This window comes from Microbacterium sp. 71-23 (assembly GCF_001897265.1).
In the GTDB taxonomy this organism is placed as follows: Bacteria; Actinomycetota; Actinomycetes; order Actinomycetales; family Microbacteriaceae; genus Microbacterium; species Microbacterium ginsengisoli.
Map to the genome: position 1 here is coordinate 94,028 of NZ_MKSL01000025.1, position 21,553 is coordinate 115,580.

Genomic DNA, 21,553 nt, shown 5'->3' on the forward strand with positions numbered 1-21,553 from the left:
TTCGGCGCTCAGTCGAGCGCGAGCGGCGGCAGCCCCGGTGGAGTGAATCCGAACACGGCGCCGAGGAAGGCGAGCTCGGTCTCGGCGGCGTCGATGATCGTCTCCCGGCGGCGGAAGCCATGCCCCTCGCCCTCGTAGAGACGGTAGGCGTGCGGGATGCCGCGCGCCGCCAGCGCGTCGCGGATGGCCTCCGACTGGGTGGGTGGCACCACGGCATCGTCGGCGCCCTGCAGCAGCAGCACGGGCGCCGCGAACCGGTCCGTGTGTGACAGCGGGGATCGCTCGAGATAGACGGCCTCGGCCTCCGGCAGGGGACCGATGAGGCCGTCGAGGTAGCGCGACTCGAAGTCGTGCGTGTCGGCGGCGAGGGCGCGCGCATCGGCCACGCCGTAGCGCGAGATGCCCGCCGCGAACACGTCGCTGCCGGCGAGGGCGGCGAGCACGGTCCATCCGCCCGCGGAGCCGCCGGCGATCGCGATGCGGGCGGCGTCAGCGTCGCCTTCCGCGACGAGACCGGCCACCGCGGCGAGGACGTCGTCGACGTCGACGATGCCCCACTGACCGTCGAGGCGCTCGCGGTAGGCGCGTCCGTAGCCGGATGACCCGCCGTAGTTGACGTCGAGCACGCCGATGCCGCGGCTCGTGAGGTAGGCGATCGATCCCGACAAGCCCCCCGCGACGTGGGAGGTGGGTCCGCCGTGCACGGTGACCACGTACGGCGCGCGCTCGCCGGCGGGCGCCACGATTCCGGGAGCGGTCGGCGGGTAGACGAACGCGTGCACCGGCCCGTGCGGACCGGGGTAGGTGACCGCACGCGGGGTCGGCAGCCAGGCGTCGGGCAGCGGCGCGGCGCCGCCGACCACGGCCTCCGCGGCGCCGGTCTCGACGTCGACGAGCCACAGTCCGCTCGACACGGCCGAGCCCGCGCCCGTGAGCAGCACGCGCGAGCCCGCGGCATCCTCGATGAGCAGGTGGCTCGAGACCGGCAGCGGGATGCCGCGACTCGTCCCGTCCGCCTCGATGACGTCGAGCTCGTCCCGGCCGTTGGTGCGGAGGGCGGCGATGCGGCCGCCACCGAGCGGCGCGAACCAGCGACTGCCGAGCACCCACAGCGCGCCGCCGGTGTCGGCGTCGGCGGGCGCGACCTCCGTCACCGTGCCGCCGCGCACCCGACGGAGGTTCCAGCGCCCGGTCTCGTCGTCGGAGTAGAGCAGCGCGCCGTCCGGCTCCCACGTCGGCTGTACCGGCGCGCTCGCGCCGCCGGCGACGACGGATGCCTCGTCCGGCCGCCCGAGTGGAGCGCGCCGGAGTTCGCTGCGCTCCCACGGCATGTGCGGGTGGTTCCAGCCGATCCAGGCGATCTCACGCCCGTCGGGGGAGAGTGCGGGCTGGGCGACGAAGTCGGTGCCGGATGCGACGACCTGCAGCGCGGTCGGGTCGTCGGAGGCAGATCCGTCGAGCGGGATGCGCACGGCGTCGTGGGTCGTGCCGCGCGCGTCCTGGGTCTCGCGCACCGCGAGCAGCGCACCGCCCGTGACGGTGAGCCCACCGAAGCGCTGTCCGAGCCCGCCCGGCGTGAGAGGCTGAGGTTCCTCACCCGGGGTGAGTGAGTAGACCCGCTGGTCGCCCTTCTCGACGAACACCAGCCCGCCGTCGCCGCGAGGAGCCCACGCGCCGCCGCCGTACTCGTGCACCGCCGAGCGCGCGCTCCACGGTGCCGGAAGAATCTCCGCCACCTCTCCGCCCTCGAATCGCCGGCGCACGGTGCCGCGGCCGCCCTCCTCGGGCACCGACGCGCCCCACCAGATCTCCGATCCGACCAGGCGCGCGCCGTCGAAGCGGGGCGAGGAACCGGCGATGTCGGAGGCGGACAGCGGTGACGGCCAGGAGCCGTGGGGGAGAGTCTGCGGCATCCCTCCACGCTAGCCGCGGGCCGCGGCATCCGCCCGCTCGGCGCGGAGCGGGAGACGCGTGCGCGGTGCTCGCGTGACTCCGGGCGTCACACACGGCTGCGCACATCGCTCGGTGCTTTATGCTCTGATCCCACCCGTATGCGCATTCTGCGCACCTCTTCCACCGTGTGAAATGACCTCTTCCGTCGACTCCGTGCCCGCGCCTGCGCCGTTCTCGTTCGAGCTGTACCCGCCTCGCACGGCGGCGTCAGAGGCGGCTCTGCACGAGACGATCGCGCGCCTCGCCGAGGTCGGGCCGCGGTTCATCTCGGTGACGTACGGTGCCGGCGGATCCACCGGCGGACGCTCGCTCGAGGTGCTGCGTCACATTCGCGCCACGACCGATGTCGAGCCGCTGGCGCACCTCACGTGCGTGGGCAACACCTATGCGGGCGCCAACCGTCTCATCCGCGAGTTCCTCGACGCCGGCATCCGCAGCTTCCTCGCGCTGCGCGGAGACCCGCCCGCGGGCACCTCCGAGGACGACGTGTACCTGGGTGACCTGGAGAGCGCCGCCCAGCTCGTGCAGCTCATCGACCGCGTCCAGGCCGAGCGCGCTCCCTACCAGGAGTCCGGGATCCCCGGCATGCCCGGCGCCGCCCGCGTCGATCCGCGCCCGCGGGTCGACATCGCCGTCGCGGCCTTCCCGAACGGCCACCCGCGGTCGCGGCATCCGCGCGAGCACATCGACGCGCTGCTGGCGAAGCAGGCCGCCGGTGCGACCCTCGCCATCACCCAGCTGTTCTTCCACGCCGACGACTACGTCTGGTTCGTCGACCGCGCCCGTACGGCGGGAGTCACCATCCCGATCCTGCCGGGGATCATGCCGATCACCGGCCCGGCACGGCTGCGCCGTGTGCTGCAGCTGACCGGCGAGGAGATCCCCGCCGACCTTGCGATCGCGCTCGAGGTCGAGCCGACCGCCGAGGGCCAGCGGGAGATCGGCATCGCGCACGCCGCGCGTCTCGCCGAGGAGGTGCTGGCCGGTGGAGCGCCCGGTGTGCACCTCTACGCGTTCAACAACCACGACACCGTGCTCTCGGTCCTCCGTGAAGCAGGTATTCTCACCGCGGGCGCCTCCGGCCCCGCCTCCACCCCAGTGAAGGAGTCACGTCGATGACTGCACCCGCCCTGCCCGAGGGAACCATCCTCGGCTACCCCCGCATCGGCCGCCGCCGTGAGCTCAAGCGCGCCGTCGAGTCGCACTGGGCGGGCGCGCTCTCCGAGGCCGACCTCGAGGCCACGACGGCCGACCTCCGCCGCGACACCCGCGAGCGTCTCGCCGAGCTCGGTCTCGGCCGCACGGACTCCTCGATCCCCGAGTCGTTCTCGTACTACGACCAGGTGCTCGACGTCACCGCGACCGTCGGCGCCCTGCCCGCCCGCTTCACGCGTCTGCGCGAGAGCGACGGCAGCGTGCCGCTGTCGGCCTACTTCACGGCCGCCCGCGGCGAGGGCGATGACGCGCCGCTGGAGATGACCAAGTGGTTCGACACGAACTACCACTACCTGGTTCCCGAGATCGGTCCCGAGACCCGCTTCGCGCTCACGAGCGACCGCTTCGCCCGCCAGGTCGCCGAGGCCCGCGCCGACGGCTTCGTCACGCGCCCCGTCGTCGTCGGCCCCGTCACGTTCCTCGCGCTGGCGAAGGCGACGGATGCCGCGCCCGCCGGCTTCGCTCCGACGAGCCGCCTCGATGACCTCCTGCCCGTCTACGTCGAGCTGCTCGCGTCGCTGAAGGCGGCCGGAGCCGAGTGGGTACAGCTCGACGAGCCGGCCCTCGTCAGCGAGAGCGTCGACGTCGACCCCGCCGCTCTCGCGGCGCTCGCGGAGCGCGCCTACGCCGTGCTCGGCGGTGCCGCCGACCGCCCGTCGATCCTCGTGACCGCCGGCTACGCGCAGCTCTCGCCCGAGGCGTGGCAGGTTCTGGCCGCCGCCCCCGTCGAGGCGCTCGCGATCGACCTCGGCCGCGGTGCGCTTCCGGCGGCCGTCCCCGGGCTCGAGTCCAAGACCCTCGTGGGCGGCGTCGTCGACGGCCGCAACATCTGGCGTGGCGACCTCGAGGCCGCCTGGCAGAAGCTCGAGGCGCTGAAGGGGCTGGGCGCGGCATCCGTCGTCGCCGGCACCACCACCTCGCTGCAGCACGTGCCGCACGACGTCGCCGACGAGCCCGCGCTCGATGAGCGTCTCGTCTCGTGGCTCGCGTTCGCCGATCAGAAGGTCGGCCAGATCGCGGTGCTCGCGCGTGGCCTGGCCGAGGGTCGTGACGCGATCGCCGACGACCTCGCCGCCGCGACGGCGGCGCTCGAGGACCGTCGGTCGGCACCGGGCGTGCGTGTCGACGCGGTGCGTGCCCGCACCGGCGCCCTGACCGACGCCGACTTCTCGCGCGGCGACTACGCGGAGCGTGCCGCGGCGCAGGATGCCGCGCTGCACCTTCCGGCGCTCCCGACGACCACGATCGGGTCGTTCCCGCAGACCGGTGACATCCGTCGCGCCCGCGCACGCCACGCGAAGGGCGAGCTCACCACGGCCGAGTACGACGGGTTCCTCCGCGACGAGATCGCCGCGGTCATCACGCTGCAGGAGGATCTCGGTCTCGACGTCCTCGTGCACGGCGAGCCCGAGCGCAACGACATGGTGCAGTACTTCGCCGAGAACCTCGACGGCTTCGCGGTGACGCAGAACGGCTGGGTGCAGTCCTACGGCTCGCGTGCGACGCGTCCGTCGATCCTCTGGGGCGACGTGTCGCGTCCGGCGCCGATCACGGTGGCGTGGGCCGAGTACGCCCAGTCGCTCACCGCGAAGCCCGTCAAGGGCATGCTGACCGGCCCGGTGACGATCCTCGCGTGGTCGTTCGTGCGCGACGACCAGCCGCTGGGCGAGACCGCGAACCAGGTCGCCCTGGCGCTGCGCGACGAGATCGGCGACCTCGAGCAGGCCGGCATCGCGATCATCCAGGTCGACGAGCCCGCGCTGCGCGAGCTGCTTCCGCTGAAGAAGGCCGACCAGCCCGCCTACCTCGACTGGTCGGTGGGATCGTTCCGCCTGGCGACCGCGGGAGCCGAGACGGCCACCCAGGTGCACACGCACCTGTGCTACTCGGAGTTCGCCGTCGTGATCGACGCGATCGCCGCCCTCGACGCCGACGTCACCTCGATCGAGGCGGCGCGCAGCCGTGGCGACGTGATCGACGACATCTCTGCGTCGGGCTTCAGCCACGGCATCGGCCCGGGTGTCTACGACATCCACTCGCCCCGCATCCCGAGCGTCGAAGAGGTCACCGAGCTCCTCGAGCGCGCGGTCAAGGCGATCCCGACCCGCCAGATCTGGGTCAACCCCGACTGCGGTCTGAAGACCCGTGGCTACGCCGAGACGAAGGCCTCGTTGCGCAACCTCGTCGCCGCGACCGTCGCGGTGCGCGAAGAGGTGGGCGCCCGCTAGGGCTGAGCGCCTCGCGAACGACAGAGGGCGGCGACCGGATGCTTCCGGTCGCCGCCCTCTGTCGTCGTCTCGGTGTCGTCAGACCGCGCGCATGAGCGCGACGACTTTGCCGAGCACGACCGCCTCGTCGCCGAGGATCGGCTCGAACGCGGAGTTGCGCGGCAGCAGCCAGGTGTGGCCGTCCCGCTGGCGGAAGGCCTTGACGGTGGCCTCGCCGTCGAGCATCGCGGCGACGATGTCGCCGTTCTCGGCGGTGGACTGCGAGCGCACGACCACCCAGTCGCCGTCGCAGATGGCGGCGTCGATCATCGACTCGCCCTGCACCTTGAGCATGAACAGGTCGCCCTTGCCGACGAGCTGGCGGGGGAGGGGGAAGATCTCCTCGACCTGCTGCTCAGCCGTGATCGGGATGCCGGCGGCGATGCGCCCGACGAGGGGCACCATGGCGGCGTCGCCGACCGAGGGGGCCGTGTCGGCGGGGTTCTCGGCCGCGGTGCCGGGGAGGTCGATGAGCACTTCCATCGCACGGGTCTTGCCCGCGTCGCGACGCAGGTAGCCGCTCAGCTCGAGCTGGTTCAGCTGGTGCGTGACGCTCGAGAGCGACTTGAGTCCCACGGCGTCGCCGATCTCGCGCATGCTCGGCGGGTATCCGTGGCGCGCGATGGAGCGCTGGATGACCTCGAGGATCGCCAGCTGCTTGTCGCTGAGGCTCTTGCGCCGACGCGTCTGCGGCTTCTCCCGACCGGGCATCGCACGCTCCTTCCCTGGGCCGCCTCGTCGTTCTCGTTCGAATGTCGGAGGTCGGTGATGTGCTTCAGATGTCGAAAACCTATCCGGCTCTCGGCGCCCTTCGCGGGAGCGGGCACGCGTGTCGCGTTCGAAAGTCCTCGAAGGCGAGAGCCGGTTGACACTCGACAATATCGAAGATAGATTCGGAAAAGAAGTTCGCAAGACCGGCCCCCGGCCGGGTCCGGTCTTGCGACACTTCACCACTCTGAGGAGGCAGACATGACGACGATCCCGCTCACGCTCGCACCGCGCACCCGACTGCGGATGACGCGTCGTGGCCGCCGCGTGCTCGTGTTCCTCGCCGCACTGCCTTTCCTCATCGGGGTCTCGGCGGGCATCGTGTCGGGCGGGGCGGCTCTCGCGTCGCGCGACGCCGGTGCTCCGGCGGGCACCTACCAGACCGTCACGGTCGAGGCCGGTGACTCGCTGTGGTCGATCGCGGAGCGCGTCGCGCCGCAGGCAGATCCGCGCGACGTGGTCGACGCGTTCGTGCGGCTCAACGCACTCGGAAACGGCACGGTGGTGGCCGGCGAGCAGCTGTCGATCCCCACCGAGTACGCTCCGGCTCGCTGATCTCGACCGTCGGGTCGGCGCGTATCCCGCCTCTACGATGGAACGGTGACCCGTCTCGAAGACCTTCCGATACGCGACGACCTGCGCGGGCTCGTCCCTTACGGCGCCCCGCAGGTCGCGCTCCCCGTCGCTCTGAACGTCAACGAGAACACGCATCCGGTTCCGGATGAGGTCGCCAGCGACATCCTCGATTCCATCGCCCGCGCGCTGCGCGACGTCAACCGCTATCCCGACCGCGAGTTCACCGCGCTGCGCGAGGGCTTTGCGGACTATCTCGGCAACGGGCTGCTCCCCGAGCAGATCTGGGCCGCGAACGGGTCGAACGAGGTGCTCCAGCACGTCCTGCAGGCCTTCGGCGGCCCGGGGCGTCGGGCGTTCGGCTTCACGCCGACGTACTCGATGTACCCGCTTCTCACGCGCGCGACTGGCGCCGAGTGGGTCGCCGGCGAGCGGGCCAGCGACTACACGCTGTCTCCGCAATCCGCGGCCGACCAGGTGGCCGCCGCTGACCCCGACGTCGTCTTCCTGTGCGCTCCCAACAATCCGACCGGCACGCCGCTGCCGATCGATGTGATCACCGCCGTCTACGAGGCGAGCCGCGGCATCGTCATCGTCGACGAGGCCTACATCGAATTCGCCCCGCGCGACGCGGTCTCGGCGATCTCGCTCCTCGAGGGCCGGGAGCGCCTGGTCGTCTCCCGCACCATGAGCAAGGCGTTCGCCTTCGCCGGTGCGCGCGTGGGCTACCTCGCCGCCGACCCGGCGATCATCGACGCGCTGCGCCTCGTGCGCCTGCCGTACCACCTGAGTGCGCTCACACAGGCCGCCGCATCGGCGGCACTGCGTCACGCGGACGTCATGCTCGGGATGGTCGACGAGATCGTCGCGCAGCGCGACCGCATCTCGGCGACAGTCGAGGCGCTGGGCTTCCGCGCCCACCCGTCGTGGACCAACTTCGTGCTGTTCGGCGACGTCGACGACCCGCGGGCGACCTGGCAGGCGCTGTACGACCGGGGCGTGCTGATCCGCGACGTCGGCATTCCGCACCACCTGCGGGTGACGGCGGGCACCGCGCAGGAGACGACGGCGTTCCTCGATGCCCTGGCCTCGCTAGAATCGGGCGCATGAGCGCCGCACCCGCAGCACCCCGTACGGCGTCGATCACCCGCAGCACCAGCGAGTCGTCGGTCGAGCTCACCCTCGACCTCGACGGCACCGGGCGCAGCAGCATCGACACGAGCGTCCCGTTCTTCGACCACCTGCTGACGGCGTTCGCGAAGCACTCGCTCACCGATCTCACCGTGCGCTCGAGCGGCGACACGCACATCGATGCGCACCACACGGTGGAGGACGTCGCAATCGTGCTCGGTCAGGCGATCCGCCAGGCGCTCGGCGACAAGGCCGGCATCTCGCGCTACGGCGACGCGCTCGTGCCGCTCGATGAGGCCCTCGCGCAGGCTGTGGTCGACATCAGCGGCCGTCCGTACCTCGTGCACACCGGCGAGCCGGAGGGGTACGAGCACCACCTGATCGGCGGCCACTTCACCGGTTCGCTCGTGCGCCACACGTTCGAGGCGATCGCGTTCAACGCGGGCCTCACCGTGCACGTGCGCGTGCTCTCGGGTCGCGACCCGCACCACATCGCGGAGGCCGAGTACAAGGCGTTCGCGCGAGCGTTCCGTCAGGCGAAGGCGCTTGACCCGCTCGTCGAGGGCATCCCCAGCACCAAGGGCGCTCTGTGACGCGCACGCCGCTCGTCGCGGTGCTCGACTACGGGTCGGGCAACGTGCACTCCGCGGTGAAGGCGCTCGCGGTGGCCGGCGCCGACGCGCGCCTCACCGCCGATCGCGCGCTCGTGCTCGAGGCCGACGGTCTGGTGGTGCCAGGGGTCGGCGCGTTCCGAGCCGTCATGGAGGCGCTCCGCGCCAGCGGGGGAGACGAGCTCATCGACCGGCGCCTCGCCGGAGGACGTCCCGTGCTCGGAATCTGCGTCGGCATGCAGGTGCTGTTCGGCCGCGGGGTCGAACGCGGCGACGACACCCCGGGTCTGGGGGAGTGGCCGGGGGTGGTGACCGAATTGGATGCCCCGGTGCTCCCGCACATGGGATGGAACACCGTCGAGCCCGGCGAGGGGTCGACGCTGTTCGCCGGCGTCGAGGACGAGCGGTTCTACTTCGTGCACTCCTTCGCGGCGCAGCAGTGGTCGCTCGAGGTGCAGCCGCCCTTCCCCACGCCGTCGCTGACCTGGGCGACCCACGGGTCCCGGTTCCTCGCAGCCGTGGAGAACGGCGCGCTGTCGGCGACCCAGTTCCACCCGGAGAAGTCGGGGGCCGCCGGCATCCGACTGCTGTCCAATTGGATCGGCTCGCTCTCCGCGGGATAACCTCTCCCGGGCGCGCGTCGGCGCGCCGCGGCATCCGCCTGTTCGCTTCACCCGAGGACCCATGAACGACTTCGCTTCCACGCCCGAACTGATCCTCCTTCCCGCGGTCGACGTGGCCGACGGCAAGGCCGTGCGCCTCACCCAGGGGGAGGCCGGCAGCGAGACGAGCTACGGCGACCCCGTCGAGGCCGCCCTCGAGTGGGCCCGCCAGGGTGCGCAGTGGATCCACCTCGTCGACCTCGACGCGGCGTTCGGTCGGGGCAGCAACGCGGCCCTGCTGCGCAAGGTCATCACGCACGTCAAGGGTGTAAACGTCGAGGTCTCCGGCGGCATCCGCGACGACGCCTCGCTCGAGGCGGCTCTCGAGTCGGGCGCGGCGCGCATCAACCTCGGCACCGCGGCCCTGGAGAACCCGGAGTGGGCGGCAGATGTCATCGGCCGCTACGGTGACGCGGTCGCCGTCGGCCTCGACGTGCGCGGAACGACCCTCGCCGCCCGCGGCTGGACGCGCGACGGCGGCGACCTGTGGGCCGTGCTCGACCGGCTGGAGGAGGCTGGCTGCACGCGGTACGTCGTCACCGACGTCACCAAGGACGGCACGCTGCGCGGCCCGAACCTCGACCTGCTGCGCACCGTCGCCGACCGCACGCCGAAGCCGGTCATCGCGTCCGGCGGCATCTCGAGCCTCGACGACATCGCGGCGCTGCGCGAGCTCGTGCCGCACGGTGTCGAGGGCGCGATCGTCGGCAAGGCGCTCTATTCGGGGGCGTTCACCCTGCGCGAGGCGCTGGATGTCGCCGGAGCCTGAGTCGCGGCATCCCGGTCAGGGCGAGGCCTGCGGCCACGACCACGGCTCGGCGCACGATCCTCACCTGACCGATTCGGCGGGCACTCCGTGGGCGGGTCGCAGCTTCGAGCCGAACCCGCACGCGGGCGACGACGGCTCGGCCGACCCCGCTCTGCGGGCGGCGCTGGAGGCCTTCCATGCCGGCGAGGGCGATCAGGTCGCCGTCGCGACCGCGTACCGCACGGCGCGCCTGCTGATCCCGCTCATCGCCGAGAAGGGAGACGAGGGTGTGGGCCCGACCGGCCTTGTCGTCGACAAGACGCAGGAGCTGTCGATCGTCACGGTGGCTGCGCCCGACGGGCGACGCGTGCTGCCGGTGTTCACATCGGTGGCGACCATGAGCGCCTGGGATGCCGCGGCTCGCCCGGTGCCCGCCGACGGCGTGCGCACGGCGCTCGCGGCCGCGAACGACGACACCGACCTGATCGTGATCGACCCGGGCTCGGACACAGAGTTCGTGCTGCGGCGCCCCGCCGTGTGGGCGATCGCCAAGGGTGAGGAATGGGAGCCGTCCTTCGCCTCGCCGGCGGTGTTCCTGGGCCTTCAGCGCAGCATCGCGCACGAGCTCGCGGTGCTCGATCTGCAGGTGGCTCCCGGGGATCCGCGCGCGCGGGGTCTGGGCTCCGAACTCGTCGTGCACCTGAATCTCGCGGCGGGCCTCGATCAGCAGGAGCTCGACGCCGTGCTCGCGCGACTCGCCCGCCGGTGGGCCGCCGATGACGCGGTGGCGACCCTGGTCGACTCGCTGTCGGTCAAGTTGCACCGCGCGCGCTGAGCTGCGTCGCGCCGCCGCTCTGCCATCGCGACCGGACGAGTGCGCGCCGGGGCGGGGTCAGGTGACCGGGCCGGTCCACTTCTCGCCGGGTCCCTTGCCGATCGGGTCGGGAACGACGGATGCCTCGCGAAAGGCGAGCTGCAGGGAGCGCAGGCCGTCGCGGAGTGACCGCGCGTGCATGTCGCTGACCTCGGGGGCGGCGGCGGTGAGGAGGCCGGCCAGGGCGTTGATGAGCTTGCGGGCCTCGTCGAGGTCGGTCTGCGACTCCGGGTCGTCGGCGAGGCCGACCTTGACGGCGGCCGCGCTCATGAGGTGCACGGCGGTCGTGGTGATGATCTCGACCGCGGCCACGTCGGCGATGTCGCGCACGGCGCTCGACGCGGCGCGCTCCTGCTCCTCCCAGCGAGCGTGGCGCTCGTCGTCGGTGAAGGCGTTGTCGTCGGGGCTCGTGTGCACGTCGTTCTCTCTGCTAGACTGTGCGGGCATCCGAGCGTCTGCTTCGGATCGAAAGTGGATCACATCCCACCCGCGCTTGCCGCCCAAGGTTACCGGGTCGAACGCACAGCTCCGGTTCTCCGGTGGCGGCCTTGTGGCGCGTGCGGGCGCGAACGTCGTGACGTCGCGTGGGTGGAGTGTGCGAATCTTCCGCCCGCTTCGCACCCGCGTCGCGGTGGCACCCGCTACGTAAGAGGAGTTCCGCATCAGCGATCCCCGCACCAATGAGCGCATCCGCGTCCCCGAGGTCCGCCTCGTGGGTCCGAACGGCGAGCAGGTAGGCGTCGTCCGTATCGAGGTTGCGCAGCGTCTGGCCCAGGAGGCAGACCTCGACCTGGTCGAGGTGGCCCCCAACTCGAAGCCGCCCGTCGTCAAGATCATGGACTACGGCAAGTTCAAGTACGAGGCCGCGCAGAAGGCCAAGGAGGCCCGGCGCAATCAGGCGAACACGGTCTTGAAGGAGGTGCGGTTCCGCCTCAAGATCGAGGCTCACGACTACACCACCAAGCTCAAGCGCGCCGAGGGATTCCTCAAGTCGGGTGACAAGGTGAAGGCGATGATCCTGTTCCGCGGTCGCGAGCAGTCGCGTCCGGAACTGGGTGTGCGCCTGCTTCGCAAGTTCGCCGAGGATGTCTCCGAGTTCGGCACCGTCGAATCGAACCCCACGATCGACGGTCGCAACATGGTCATGGTGATCGCGCCTCACAAGAACAAGTCCGAGGCGAAGGCGGAGCAGAACGCCCAGCGTGCCGCGAACAAGGAGGCCGCCCGTTCGGCCGCCCGCGGCGACACCCCCACTGACGAGCAGCCCGCTCCGGTTCCGGCCGAGTAGGGCGCCACGATTCCCGTCCGCGGGACACAACACAGAAGGAAACCGACATGCCGAAGCAGAAGACCCACTCGGGTGCCAAGAAGCGCTTCAAGATCACCGGCACCGGCAAGCTCATGAAGCAGCAGGCCAACCTGCGCCACAACTTCGAGGGCAAGCCCACCAAGCGCACCCGCCGTCTGTCGCAGGAGCAGGTGCTCGCCCCGGGCGACGCCAAGGTCGCGAAGAAGCTCCTCGGCCGCTGAGCGCGCCGACCCACGTGAGGAAGACAAGAAATGGCTAGAGTCAAGCGGGCCGTCAACGCCCAGAAGAAGCGTCGTACCATCCTCGATCGCGCCTCGGGTTACCGTGGCCAGCGGTCGCGCCTCTACCGCAAGGCGAAGGAGCAGGTCACCCACTCGCTCGTCTACGCGTACCGCGACCGTCGCAAGCGCAAGGGCGACTTCCGCCGTCTGTGGATCCAGCGCATCAACGCCGCTGCCCGTCAGAACGGCATCACCTACAACCGCTTCATCCAGGGCCTCGGCCTCGCGGGTGTGCAGGTCGACCGCCGTATCCTGGCCGACCTCGCGGTGAACGAGCCCGCGACGTTCGCGTCGCTGGTCGCGACGGCGAAGGCCGCCCTTCCGGCCGACGTGAACGCGCCCAAGGTCTCGGCCTAAGCGTCACACGCTGCACGGGGCGTCCTCCTTCGGGAGGGCGCCCCGTTCGTCGTTCCCGGGCGAGGCACCCCACCGCTCTAGACTGGCCGCGTGCTCGAGAATCCCCGATCGCCGCGCGCCCGAGCGGTCGCGAAGCTCGCCAAACGGGCGGCGCGCGACGAGACCGGCCTGTACCTCCTCGAGGGTCCGCAGGCCGTGCGCGAGGCGCTCGCCTTCCGTGCCGACGGCCTGGTCGAGCTCTATGCGACGCCCGCCGCCTGGGATCGCCACGCCGACCTCCGCGAGGCGGCATCGCGCGCGGGGCTCCGCGTAGAGCTCGCGTCCGACGCGGTGATCGAGGCGATGGCTGACACCGTCACTCCTCAGGGCATCATCGCTGTCGCCCGCCAGGACGAGGCATCCATCGACGACGTTCTCGCCCGTGCACCGCGACTGCTCGCGATCTGCGAAGAGATCCGCGATCCGGGCAATCTCGGCACGATCATCCGCGCGGCCGACGCCGTCGGCGCCGATGCGGTGGTTCTGACCGGGCGCACGGTGGATCCCTACAACCCGAAGGTCGTGCGGTCGACGACCGGGTCTCTGTTCCACGTGCCGGTGGCGCGCGTCGAGTCACTGGAAGACGTGATCGACGCGGCACGCGCGGCAGGACTGCGCGTCGTCGCCGCCGACGTCAAGGGCGACGATCTGCTCGACGCGCGGCGAGCCGGGGAACTCGACGGCCCGACCGCCTGGGTGTTCGGAAACGAGGCGCACGGGCTGCCCGATGAGGCGCTCGAGTGGGTGGATGCCGCGCTGCGCCTGCCGATCTACGGGCAGGCCGAGTCGTTGAACCTCGCAACTGCGGCGAGCGTCTGCCTCTACGAATCGGCGTTCGCCCAGCGCGGCTGACCGGCCGGATGCCGTGTCGCGGAAGCCGGCCGAGGCAGGTTCCGCGGAGGTTACATCCCCCTGGGAGAATCCGCCACGGGTCGCGATCGTCCACATCCCGTTCATAGAGTGGACATCATGTCTTCCCAGGATTCCCCCGGCCCGGCGACATCGAACATCAGCGTGCGACGCGGCGATCCGCTGGTCGTCGTCGAGCGCGTGCAGAAGCACTACGGCGATTTCCACGCCCTCAAGGACATCGACCTGACGGTCAACCGAGGCGAGGTGGTCGTGGTGATCGGCCCCTCCGGATCGGGGAAGTCGACGCTCTGCCGCACGATCAACCGGCTCGAGACCATCACCTCGGGAACGATCGCGATCGACGGCGTGGCGCTTCCGAGCGAGGGGAGGGCGCTGGCGGCGCTCCGTGCCGACGTCGGCATGGTGTTCCAGTCGTTCAACCTGTTCTCCCATCTCACGATCCTCGAGAACGTCACCCTCGGACCGATCAAGGTCAAGAAGCAGAAGAAGGCGGAGGCGGAGGCATCCGGTCGTCGACTTCTCGACCGCGTCGGCGTCGGGGCGCAGGCCGACAAGCTGCCGGCGCAGCTCTCCGGCGGACAGCAGCAGCGTGTCGCCATCGCCCGGGCGCTCGCGATGGCCCCCAAGGTGATGCTCTTCGACGAGCCCACGAGCGCCCTCGACCCCGAGATGATCACCGAGGTGCTCGACGTGATGACCTCGCTCGCGCACGAAGGGATGACCATGATCGTCGTCACCCACGAGATGGGCTTCGCGCGCAAGGCCGCCGACCGGGTCGTGTTCATGGCCGACGGCCAGATCGTCGAGCAGGCGACTCCGGACGCGTTCTTCACGAACCCCGCCAGCGACCGAGCGAAGGACTTCCTCTCCAAGCTCATCACCCACTGACGCCCCCAGACCCGCGCGCCCGTCCCCGGCGCCGGACGAAGAAGAAGAGATACGAAACAGGAGAGATTCACATGCGCATCAGACGAATGATGGGAGCGGCTGCGGGACTCGCGGTCGCGGCGCTCGCGCTCACCGCGTGCAACAGCGGCACCCCGGGTGCCTCGGGAAGCGCGGATGCCTCGGCCGCGCCGCTGTTCGAGGTCGCGAGCAATGTCGAGATCGCCGGCAGCCCGACCTTCGAGAAGATCTCGGCCGCCGGCGTCGTCAAGATCGGCGTCAAGGAGGACCAGCCGGGTCTCGGCTACCTCGACCCGACCACGGGTGAGAGGTCGGGCTTCGACATCGACATCGCCCGGTGGATCGCGGCGTCGCTCGGCTACGACGAGAGCAAGATCGAGTACACCGCGATCGCCTCCGCGAACCGTGAGCAGGCCATCGAGAACGGGCAGATCGACTACTACGTCGGGACCTACTCGATCACCGATCGTCGCAAGGAGCAGATCGACTTCGCAGGTCCCTACTTCGTGACCGGCCAGGGACTGCTCGTGCGCAAGGCCGACGACTCGATCACGGGCGTCGACGCGCTCGCCGGCAAGACGGTCTGTTCGGCGACCGGATCCACATCGATCCAGCGCATCAAGGACGAGCACCCCGATGCGAAGACGGTCGAGTTCAGCGGCTACTCCGAGTGCGTCCAGAACCTCATCAGCGGCCAGGCCGATGCGGTGACGACCGATGAGGCCATTCTCATCGGGTACGCGGCGGCCGACCCCGACAACCTGAAGGTCGTCGGGGAGCCGTTCTCGACCGAGCGCTACGGTGTCGGGCTCGCGAAGGACGACACCGCTTTCGCGGCATTCATCAACACGATGTTCACCGACGGAGGGTCGACCTGGACCGCGATCTTCGAGAAGAACCTCGGCGCGTCCGGCGTGCAGGCCACCCAGCCTGCCGTCGATCCCGTCTCGTGATCATCGCCGGGGTGGCCGCGCAGCGGCCGCCCCGGCTCCCTCCGAAAGGACGACGACGGTGAACATCCTCACCGACTACCCCGATCTGTGGGGTGAGGCACTGCGCGGCACTCTGGTGCTGTTCCTCGGCGGCGGCGCGATCGCCCTCCTCCTCGGGCTCATCGTCGGTGCCATGCGCGTCTCCCCGGTGCCGATCGCGCGCGCGGTCGGCGCGGTGTACGTCAACTGGATCCGCAACACCCCGCTCACACTCGTGATGTTCTTCTTCGCGTTCTGTGTCCCGCTCCTCGTGCCCGGCCGTGCCGACTTCGTGCTGCTCGCGACGACCGCCCTCGGGATCTATACGGCCACCTACGTCGCCGAGACCGTGCGCTCGGGCATCAACACCGTGCCGGTCGGGCAAGCCGAGGCCGCGCGCGCCCTCGGGATGGGTTTCGGGCAGGTGATGGGCTACGTCGTGCTGCCGCAGGCGACCCGATCGGTCATCCCGCCGATGATGAGCGTGCTCATCGCCCTGCTGAAGAACACGACCGTGGCGAGCGGCTTCTCGGTCGTCAACCTCGGCAACATCCGCGCGAACATGAGCGAGCTGGGGGAGAACCAGCTCGTCACGATCCTCTGGGTGATGGTCGTGTTCGTGGTGCTCGTGCTGCTGCTGGCGTGGCTGCAGCGCGTGCTCGAACGTCGCTGGAAGGTGGCCCGATGAGTTCCGTCCTCTACGACGTGCCCGGCCCTCGGGCGCGACTGCGCAACCGGATCCTCGGCGTCGTCACCGTGCTCGTCGTCGCCGCGGGCGTCGCCTGGACGATCTGGCGTCTCGCCGAGACCGGTCAGTTCTCTGCCCGGAAGTGGGAGCTGTTCACCTACAGCCGGGTGTGGGAGCAGTTCGGACAGGCCACCATCGCGACGCTGTCGGCGTTCGCCGCGGCCGCGCTCGGCTCGGTCGTGCTCGGCTTCGTGCTCGCGATCGGGCGTCTTTCCGACCACGCGTGGGTGCGCATCCCGGTCACCGCGGTCGTCGAGGTGCTGCGCGCCATCCCGGTGCTCGTCTTCATGCTGCTGCTCTACTACGGGCTCCCCGTGCTCGGGCTGCGGCTGCCGAGCTACGGAGCGGTGGTGATCGCGTTGATCGCCTACAACGGCTCCGTGCTCTCCGAGGTGATCCGCGCGGGTGTCGAGGCGCTGCCGCGCGGTCAGAAGGAGGCGGGATACGCCATCGGGCTGCGCAAGGCTGGGGTGCTCCGCCTGATCCTGCTGCCCCAGGCGCTGCGCGCGATGCTGCCGGTGATCATCGCGCAGCTGGTCGTCACGCTCAAGGACACCGCGCTCGGCTTCATCATCACCTACCCCGAGCTGCTCTACTACGCGCGTCTGCTGGGCTCGAATCCGCAGTTCGGCTCGCCGCTGATCCCCTCGGCGCTGATCGCCGGCGCGATCTACGTCGCCCTGTGCCTGGCGCTCTCCTACGTCGCGTACGTCGTCGAGCGCCGCACCCGCCGGTCGCCGCGAGCGACGGGCACGGATGCCGCGGCCCCCGCGACGACCACGGAGTCCCTCGCCGCCCCGCGCGCCGAAGGCGCCCCGCCCGCGCCCTGAGACAGCCTGGGCGCTCGGTAGACTCGATTCCCGTGTCCGACGCACCCGAGAACGAGATCACGCCCGAGGCGGTGACGGCTGCGGCCGAGGCCGCGGTCGCGGCGATCGCCGCGGCATCCGATTCCGCCGAACTGAAGGCGGCGCGACAGGCGCACGTCGCGGAGGGCTCGCCGCTGGCGCGCCTGAACGCGCGCATGCGCGACGTGCCCGCGGACCGCAAGGCGGAGTTCGGCAAGCTCGTCGGCCAGGCCCGCGGGCAGGTCACGCAGGCGCTCGCCGCCCGCGAGACCGCGCTCGCCGAAGCGGAGCTCGCCGCCAAGCTCGAGGGCGAGCGCGTCGACATCACCGCCGTGCCGCAGCGCACGCGCGTGGGGGCGCGGCATCCGCTGACCCTCCTGCAGGAGCAGATCGGCGACATCTTCGTCGGCATGGGGTGGGAGATCGCGGAGGGTCCCGAGCTCGAGCACGAGTGGTTCAACTTCGACGCGCTGAACGTCGACCCCGACCACCCGGCGCGCCAGATGCAGGACACCTTCTACGTCGACCCGGTGGATCGCCACCTGGTGCTGCGCACCCAGACGAGCCCGGTGCAGATGCGCACCATGCTCTCGCGTGATGTGCCCATCTACGTCATCTCGCCCGGCCGCGTGTACCGCACCGATGAGTTCGACGCCACGCACCTGCCGGTCTTCACGCAGTTCGAGGGACTCGTGGTCGACAAGGGCATCACGATGGCGCACCTGAAGGGCACCCTCGACCACGTCGCCAAGCAGCTGTTCGGCGCCGAGGCGAAGACGCGCTTCCGCGCGAACTTCTTCCCGTTCACCGAGCCGAGTGCCGAGCTCGACCTGTGGCATCCGACCTTCAAGGGCGGCGCCCGCTGGATCGAGTGGGGCGGCTGCGGCATGGTCAACCCCAACGTGCTGCGCGCGGCGGGCCTCGACCCCGAGGTGTACTCGGGCTTCGCGTTCGGCATGGGGGTCGAGCGCACCCTCATGTTCCGCAGCGACGTGCAGGACATGCGCGACATGGCCGAGGGTGATGTGCGCTTCAGCGAGCAGTTCGGGATGGTGGTGTGATGCGCATTCCGCTGTCGTGGCTGCGTGAATATGTGGACGTCCCTGCGGACGCGACCCCGGAGGACGTGCTCGCCTCGTTCGTGAGCGTCGGCTTCGAAGAGGAGGACGTGCACTCCTTCGACGTGACCGGTCCGGTCGTCGTCGGCCAGGTGGTCTCGTTCGAGCCCGAGCCGCAGTCCAACGGCAAGACGATCCGCTGGTGCCAGGTCGACGTCGGCGAGGCGAACGGCGGCGTGCGCGGCATCGTGTGCGGCGCCGGCAACTTCTTCGCGGGCGACAAGGTCGTGGTGACGCTGCCCGGCGCAGTTCTGCCGGGGCCCTTCCCGATCGCCGCCCGCAAGACCTACGGCCACGTCTCCGACGGCATGATCGCCTCGGCGCGCGAGCTCGGCCTCGGCGAGGACCACTCCGGCATCCTGCGGCTCACCGAGCTCGGCCTCGACCCCGAGGTCGGCACCGATGCGATCGCCCTGCTCGGTCTCGACGACGTCGCCGTGGAGATCAACGTGACCCCCGACCGCGGGTATGCGCTGTCGCTGCGCGGCGCCGCACGCGAGTATTCGCACGCGACCGGTGCGGCCTTCCGCGACCCCGCGCGCGAGGGGCGGTGGGTCGACCCGGGTGCGGGCGTCGAGATCGCGATCGAGGATGCCGCACCCATCCGCGGGCGCGTCGGTGCGTCGCAGTTCGCGGCACGCGTCGTGCGCGGCGTCGATCCGTCGCGGCCGACGCCCCCGTGGATGGTGGCCCGGCTCGCGCTGGCCGGCATCCGCTCGATCTCGGTGCTCGTCGACATCACCAACTACGTCATGCTCGAGCTCGGCAACCCCGTGCACGGCTACGACCTCGACAAGCTCTCCGGCGGCATCACCGTGCGCCGGGCGGCGCCGGGCGAGACGCTCGAGACCCTCGACGGCAAGGTACGCGACCTGCATGTCGAAGACCTGCTGATCACGGATGCCTCGGGCCCCATCGGTCTCGCAGGCGTCATGGGCGGCGCGAGCACCGAGATGAGCGAGACGACCCGCAACGTGCTGGTCGAGGCGGCGACGTTCGACCCGGTCACGATCGCCCGCAGCGCGCGTCGCCACAAGCTGCCGAGCGAGGCGTCTCGGCGCTTCGAGCGCGGCGTCGACCCGAACGTCGCGTCGGTCGCCGCCGAGCGCGTCGTCGAGCTGCTCGAGAAGCTCGCCGGCGGCACGCGCGCGGTCGAGGGCGGCCTCGCGAGGGTCGAGTCCGCACACCAGCGCGACGGCATCCTGCTGCCGGACGGATTCATCTCCGCGCTCATCGGGGTCGACTACACCGACGACCAGATCACGGGCGCGCTCGAGAAGATCGGCGCCACCGTGCTTGACCAGGGCGACGACAGGCTGGTCATCGCGCCGACGTGGCGCCCCGACCTCACCGACAAGTGGACGCTCGCCGAGGAGGTCGCCCGCATCGAGGGCTACGACCGCATCCCCGCGGTGCTCCCCGTCGCTCCGACCGGTCGCGGCTGGACCGTTGCGCAGGCGGCCCGCCGTCGCGTGTCGAACGCGCTCGCCGCCGCCGGCTTCGTCGAGACGCCGTCGTTCCCGTTCACCACGGTCGACGCGAACACGCTGCACGGCTCCGCCGACGGCGAGGCGGTGCCGAGCGTGCTGCTCGCCAACCCGCTCGACGGACTCGCACCGGCGCTGCGGCGCAGCCTCGTGCCGGGACTGCTCGTCGTCGCGCACCGCAACGCGGCGCGCGGCCTCGGCGACCTGTCGCTGTTCGAGACCGGCGCGGTGTTCCTCCCGGAGCCGGGCGTCGTCTACGGCACGGCCGACGTGCCGCCCGCCGCCGCACGTCCCGACGCCGCGACGCTCGCGGCGCTCGACGCGGGCATCCCACCGCAGCGTCGCCACCTCGCCGTGCTCGTCACCGGTCACGTCGCGCCCAAGCAGCCGGGCCGGTCGGCCGAGGCGGCCGGACTCCCCGAGGTGCTCGACGCGGTGCGGGTCGCGGCATCCGCTGCCGGCGTCACGATCGACGTCGCCCAGGCGCAGCGCGCGGCGCTGCACCCGGGGCGTGCCGGCGTGCTGTCGGTCGACGGCGTGGAGATCGGCTACGTCGGCGAGCTGCTGCCGCAGGTGTCGGCCGACGCCGACCTGCCCGGCCGCGTCACGGTCGCCGAGCTCGATCTCGACGCCCTTGTCGCCGCCGCCGGAACCCGCACCGTCGCCCCGTCGCTCTCGGGCTACCCGGCGGCGACGCAGGATGTCTCGCTCATCGTCGACGCCGACCTCGCCGCCGCCGACCTCGCCGCCGCGCTCGTGGCCGGTGCGGGCGACCTGCTCGAGTCGCTGCGTCTCGTCGACGACTACCGCGGGCAGGGTCTCCCCGAGGGCACCAAGAGCCTCACCTTCGCGCTGCGCTTCCGCGCCCCCGACCGCACGCTCACCGCGGCCGAGGCGACGGAGGCGAAGCTCGCGGGCGTGGCCGTGGCGACCGAGCGGTTCGGCGCGACCCTGCGGGAGTGACGTGCACGCCGTGCATAGCGCGCGGGCGTAGCGTGGCGGCATGACCGAGACGCGCAGCATCCCGACCCCCGACGGCCCCGCGATCGACGTGTACCTGGCGCGGCCCGACGGGCCCGTGCGCGGAGCGGTCATCGTGATCCACGAGATCTGGGGGCTCGTCGACCACATCCGCGACGTCGCCGACCGGTTCGCCGCCCTCGGCTACCTCGCCGCCGCCCCCGACATCCTGAGCCGTGGCGGCATCGAGCCCTCGATCGGCGCCGAGCTGTTCGCGATCATGAACAGCGACGACGAGGAGGCGCGGGTCGCCGCCCAGCCCCGCATGCGCGACGCGATCACCGGGGCCCGGGCTCCCGAGTACGCCGGGTGGGCGGTCGGGGCCCTCACCGGCGTCGTCGACCTCGTCGCCACGGAACCCGGCGTCGACGGACGCATCGGGGTCATCGGCTTCTGCTTCGGCGGCACCTTCGCGTTCCTCCTCGCCGCCGCCGACCCGCGCGTGCGCGCGGCGCTGCCGTTCTACGGCTCCGCGCCGGGCGCCGAGCAGCTCGGGCGCATCACGGCGCCGGTGCTCGCGCTCTACGGACAGCACGATCCGTCGCTCATCGAGGCGCTCCCGGCAGTCGAGCAGACGGCTCGCGAGGCGGGTGTCGCCCTCGAGACGGTCGTCTACCCGGATGCCGCGCACGCGTTCTTCAACGACGAGGGCCGCCGCTACCACGCAGCCTCGGCGGCCGACGCCTGGGCGCGGGTGCAGGCCTTCCTCGACGCCCACCTCGACGCCGGGTGACGGCCCGGATTTGCGGGGGGATGCGGCATCCCGATACCCTCGCGGCATGCCGTCGGCGTCC

General features: G+C 71.2%; 22 protein-coding genes. 19 read left to right on the plus strand and 3 right to left on the minus strand.

Features of this window, described 5'->3' with window-relative positions:
* Positions 1-8: 8 nt before the first annotated feature.
* Positions 9-1,913, minus strand: a complete 1,905-nt coding sequence (locus tag BGO15_RS10335) for a S9 family peptidase (RefSeq protein ID WP_056209367.1) — start codon at positions 1,911-1,913, stop codon at positions 9-11.
* A gap of 172 nt (positions 1,914-2,085) precedes the next feature.
* On the opposite strand from BGO15_RS10335, the gene BGO15_RS10340 reads away from it, so the two are divergent.
* Both BGO15_RS10340 and metE read left to right on the plus strand, forming a co-directional pair.
* Positions 2,086-3,072 (plus strand): methylenetetrahydrofolate reductase, encoded by a 987-nt coding sequence (locus BGO15_RS10340; RefSeq protein WP_045247614.1) that lies wholly within the window; start codon positions 2,086-2,088, stop codon positions 3,070-3,072.
* Positions 3,069-5,396, plus strand: coding sequence for a 5-methyltetrahydropteroyltriglutamate--homocysteine S-methyltransferase (gene metE / locus BGO15_RS10345; RefSeq protein ID WP_056209364.1), 2,328 nt, complete (start codon positions 3,069-3,071; stop codon positions 5,394-5,396). The genes BGO15_RS10340 and metE overlap by 4 nt, the downstream gene beginning before the upstream one ends.
* Positions 5,397-5,474: 78 nt before the next feature.
* Here the strand turns inward: metE and lexA are convergent, their stop codons facing one another.
* Entirely contained in the window at positions 5,475-6,146 is a 672-nt protein-coding gene (gene lexA / locus BGO15_RS10350; RefSeq protein ID WP_045247616.1) for a transcriptional repressor LexA, read from the minus strand.
* A gap of 258 nt (positions 6,147-6,404) precedes the next feature.
* Here lexA and BGO15_RS10355 point away from each other — a divergent pair, with 258 nt between their 5' ends.
* The 6 genes from BGO15_RS10355 to BGO15_RS10380 all read left to right on the plus strand — a co-directional run bounded on the left by BGO15_RS10355 (position 6,405) and on the right by BGO15_RS10380 (position 10,763).
* A complete protein-coding gene (locus BGO15_RS10355; RefSeq protein WP_056209360.1) occupies positions 6,405-6,758 on the plus strand; it encodes a LysM peptidoglycan-binding domain-containing protein in 354 nt (117 codons plus the stop codon).
* 45 nt (positions 6,759-6,803) lie between these two features.
* Positions 6,804-7,886 (plus strand): histidinol-phosphate transaminase, encoded by a 1,083-nt coding sequence (locus tag BGO15_RS10360; RefSeq protein WP_056209562.1) that lies wholly within the window; start codon positions 6,804-6,806, stop codon positions 7,884-7,886.
* Complete coding sequence (gene hisB, locus BGO15_RS10365) at positions 7,883-8,500, plus strand: imidazoleglycerol-phosphate dehydratase HisB (RefSeq protein WP_056519493.1); 618 nt, start codon at positions 7,883-7,885, stop codon at positions 8,498-8,500. The genes BGO15_RS10360 and hisB overlap by 4 nt, the downstream gene beginning before the upstream one ends.
* Entirely contained in the window at positions 8,497-9,141 is a 645-nt protein-coding gene (hisH, locus tag BGO15_RS10370; RefSeq protein ID WP_056209357.1) for an imidazole glycerol phosphate synthase subunit HisH, read from the plus strand. The genes hisB and hisH overlap by 4 nt, the downstream gene beginning before the upstream one ends.
* A gap of 61 nt (positions 9,142-9,202) precedes the next feature.
* Positions 9,203-9,949 (plus strand): bifunctional 1-(5-phosphoribosyl)-5-((5-phosphoribosylamino)methylideneamino)imidazole-4-carboxamide isomerase/phosphoribosylanthranilate isomerase PriA, encoded by a 747-nt coding sequence (priA, locus tag BGO15_RS10375; protein WP_045247621.1) that lies wholly within the window; start codon positions 9,203-9,205, stop codon positions 9,947-9,949.
* Positions 9,933-10,763: an SseB family protein gene (locus BGO15_RS10380; RefSeq protein WP_056209353.1), complete on the plus strand. Its 831-nt coding sequence runs from the start codon at positions 9,933-9,935 to the stop codon at positions 10,761-10,763. The genes priA and BGO15_RS10380 overlap by 17 nt, the downstream gene beginning before the upstream one ends.
* A 57-nt stretch (positions 10,764-10,820) precedes the next feature.
* On the opposite strand, the gene BGO15_RS10385 is transcribed toward BGO15_RS10380, so the two are convergent.
* Positions 10,821-11,249, minus strand: a complete 429-nt coding sequence (locus tag BGO15_RS10385; RefSeq protein WP_056209350.1) for a DUF1844 domain-containing protein — start codon at positions 11,247-11,249, stop codon at positions 10,821-10,823.
* A gap of 214 nt (positions 11,250-11,463) precedes the next feature.
* On the opposite strand from BGO15_RS10385, the gene infC reads away from it, so the two are divergent.
* The 11 genes from infC to BGO15_RS10440 all read left to right on the plus strand — a co-directional run bounded on the left by infC (position 11,464) and on the right by BGO15_RS10440 (position 21,492).
* Positions 11,464-12,090, plus strand: coding sequence for a translation initiation factor IF-3 (gene infC, locus BGO15_RS10390; RefSeq protein ID WP_082483203.1), 627 nt, complete (start codon positions 11,464-11,466; stop codon positions 12,088-12,090).
* A 47-nt stretch (positions 12,091-12,137) separates the two neighbouring features.
* Positions 12,138-12,332, plus strand: a complete 195-nt coding sequence (gene rpmI, locus BGO15_RS10395) for a 50S ribosomal protein L35 (protein WP_045247624.1) — start codon at positions 12,138-12,140, stop codon at positions 12,330-12,332.
* Positions 12,333-12,362: 30 nt separating this feature from the next.
* The gene (gene rplT, locus BGO15_RS10400) at positions 12,363-12,749 is read left to right on the plus strand and encodes a 50S ribosomal protein L20 (protein WP_056209345.1); all 387 of its coding nucleotides are present in this window, start codon (positions 12,363-12,365) and stop codon (positions 12,747-12,749) included.
* Positions 12,750-12,839: 90 nt separating this feature from the next.
* A complete protein-coding gene (locus tag BGO15_RS10405; protein WP_045247626.1) occupies positions 12,840-13,640 on the plus strand; it encodes a TrmH family RNA methyltransferase in 801 nt (266 codons plus the stop codon).
* Positions 13,641-13,757: 117 nt separating this feature from the next.
* On the plus strand, positions 13,758-14,549 hold the full coding sequence (locus BGO15_RS10410; RefSeq protein ID WP_056519567.1) for an amino acid ABC transporter ATP-binding protein: 792 nt from the start codon (positions 13,758-13,760) through the stop codon (positions 14,547-14,549).
* Between the two features lie 71 nt (positions 14,550-14,620).
* Positions 14,621-15,520, plus strand: a complete 900-nt coding sequence (locus BGO15_RS10415) for a glutamate ABC transporter substrate-binding protein (protein ID WP_056209341.1) — start codon at positions 14,621-14,623, stop codon at positions 15,518-15,520.
* A gap of 58 nt (positions 15,521-15,578) precedes the next feature.
* Complete coding sequence (locus BGO15_RS10420; protein WP_056519490.1) at positions 15,579-16,226, plus strand: amino acid ABC transporter permease; 648 nt, start codon at positions 15,579-15,581, stop codon at positions 16,224-16,226.
* Positions 16,223-17,116: an amino acid ABC transporter permease gene (locus BGO15_RS10425; RefSeq protein WP_056519487.1), complete on the plus strand. Its 894-nt coding sequence runs from the start codon at positions 16,223-16,225 to the stop codon at positions 17,114-17,116. Before BGO15_RS10420 ends, BGO15_RS10425 begins: the two co-directional genes overlap by 4 nt.
* 32 nt (positions 17,117-17,148) lie before the next feature.
* Positions 17,149-18,195, plus strand: coding sequence for a phenylalanine--tRNA ligase subunit alpha (pheS, locus tag BGO15_RS10430; protein WP_056209559.1), 1,047 nt, complete (start codon positions 17,149-17,151; stop codon positions 18,193-18,195).
* Entirely contained in the window at positions 18,195-20,702 is a 2,508-nt protein-coding gene (pheT, locus tag BGO15_RS10435) for a phenylalanine--tRNA ligase subunit beta (RefSeq protein WP_056519484.1), read from the plus strand. The genes pheS and pheT overlap by 1 nt, the downstream gene beginning before the upstream one ends.
* 40 nt (positions 20,703-20,742) lie before the next feature.
* Positions 20,743-21,492 (plus strand): dienelactone hydrolase family protein, encoded by a 750-nt coding sequence (locus BGO15_RS10440; RefSeq protein ID WP_056209334.1) that lies wholly within the window; start codon positions 20,743-20,745, stop codon positions 21,490-21,492.
* The last annotated feature ends 61 nt before the right edge of the window (positions 21,493-21,553 follow it).

Excerpts from the sequence above, each read along its gene's own strand:
- BGO15_RS10335 (WP_056209367.1), bottom strand. The coding sequence starts at position 1,913 with ATGCCGCAGACTCTCCCCCACGGCTCCTGGCCGTCACCGCTGTCCGCC.
- BGO15_RS10340 (WP_045247614.1), top strand. The coding sequence starts at position 2,086 with ATGACCTCTTCCGTCGACTCCGTGCCCGCGCCTGCGCCGTTCTCGTTC.
- metE (WP_056209364.1), top strand. The coding sequence starts at position 3,069 with ATGACTGCACCCGCCCTGCCCGAGGGAACCATCCTCGGCTACCCCCGC.
- lexA (WP_045247616.1), bottom strand. The coding sequence starts at position 6,146 with ATGCCCGGTCGGGAGAAGCCGCAGACGCGTCGGCGCAAGAGCCTCAGC.
- BGO15_RS10355 (WP_056209360.1), top strand. The coding sequence starts at position 6,405 with ATGACGACGATCCCGCTCACGCTCGCACCGCGCACCCGACTGCGGATG.
- hisB (WP_056519493.1), top strand. The coding sequence starts at position 7,883 with ATGAGCGCCGCACCCGCAGCACCCCGTACGGCGTCGATCACCCGCAGC.
- priA (WP_045247621.1), top strand. The coding sequence starts at position 9,203 with ATGAACGACTTCGCTTCCACGCCCGAACTGATCCTCCTTCCCGCGGTC.
- BGO15_RS10380 (WP_056209353.1), top strand. The coding sequence starts at position 9,933 with ATGTCGCCGGAGCCTGAGTCGCGGCATCCCGGTCAGGGCGAGGCCTGC.
- BGO15_RS10385 (WP_056209350.1), bottom strand. The coding sequence starts at position 11,249 with ATGCCCGCACAGTCTAGCAGAGAGAACGACGTGCACACGAGCCCCGAC.
- rpmI (WP_045247624.1), top strand. The coding sequence starts at position 12,138 with ATGCCGAAGCAGAAGACCCACTCGGGTGCCAAGAAGCGCTTCAAGATC.
- rplT (WP_056209345.1), top strand. The coding sequence starts at position 12,363 with ATGGCTAGAGTCAAGCGGGCCGTCAACGCCCAGAAGAAGCGTCGTACC.
- BGO15_RS10410 (WP_056519567.1), top strand. The coding sequence starts at position 13,758 with ATGTCTTCCCAGGATTCCCCCGGCCCGGCGACATCGAACATCAGCGTG.
- BGO15_RS10415 (WP_056209341.1), top strand. The coding sequence starts at position 14,621 with ATGCGCATCAGACGAATGATGGGAGCGGCTGCGGGACTCGCGGTCGCG.
- BGO15_RS10425 (WP_056519487.1), top strand. The coding sequence starts at position 16,223 with ATGAGTTCCGTCCTCTACGACGTGCCCGGCCCTCGGGCGCGACTGCGC.
- pheT (WP_056519484.1), top strand. The coding sequence starts at position 18,195 with ATGCGCATTCCGCTGTCGTGGCTGCGTGAATATGTGGACGTCCCTGCG.
- BGO15_RS10440 (WP_056209334.1), top strand. The coding sequence starts at position 20,743 with ATGACCGAGACGCGCAGCATCCCGACCCCCGACGGCCCCGCGATCGAC.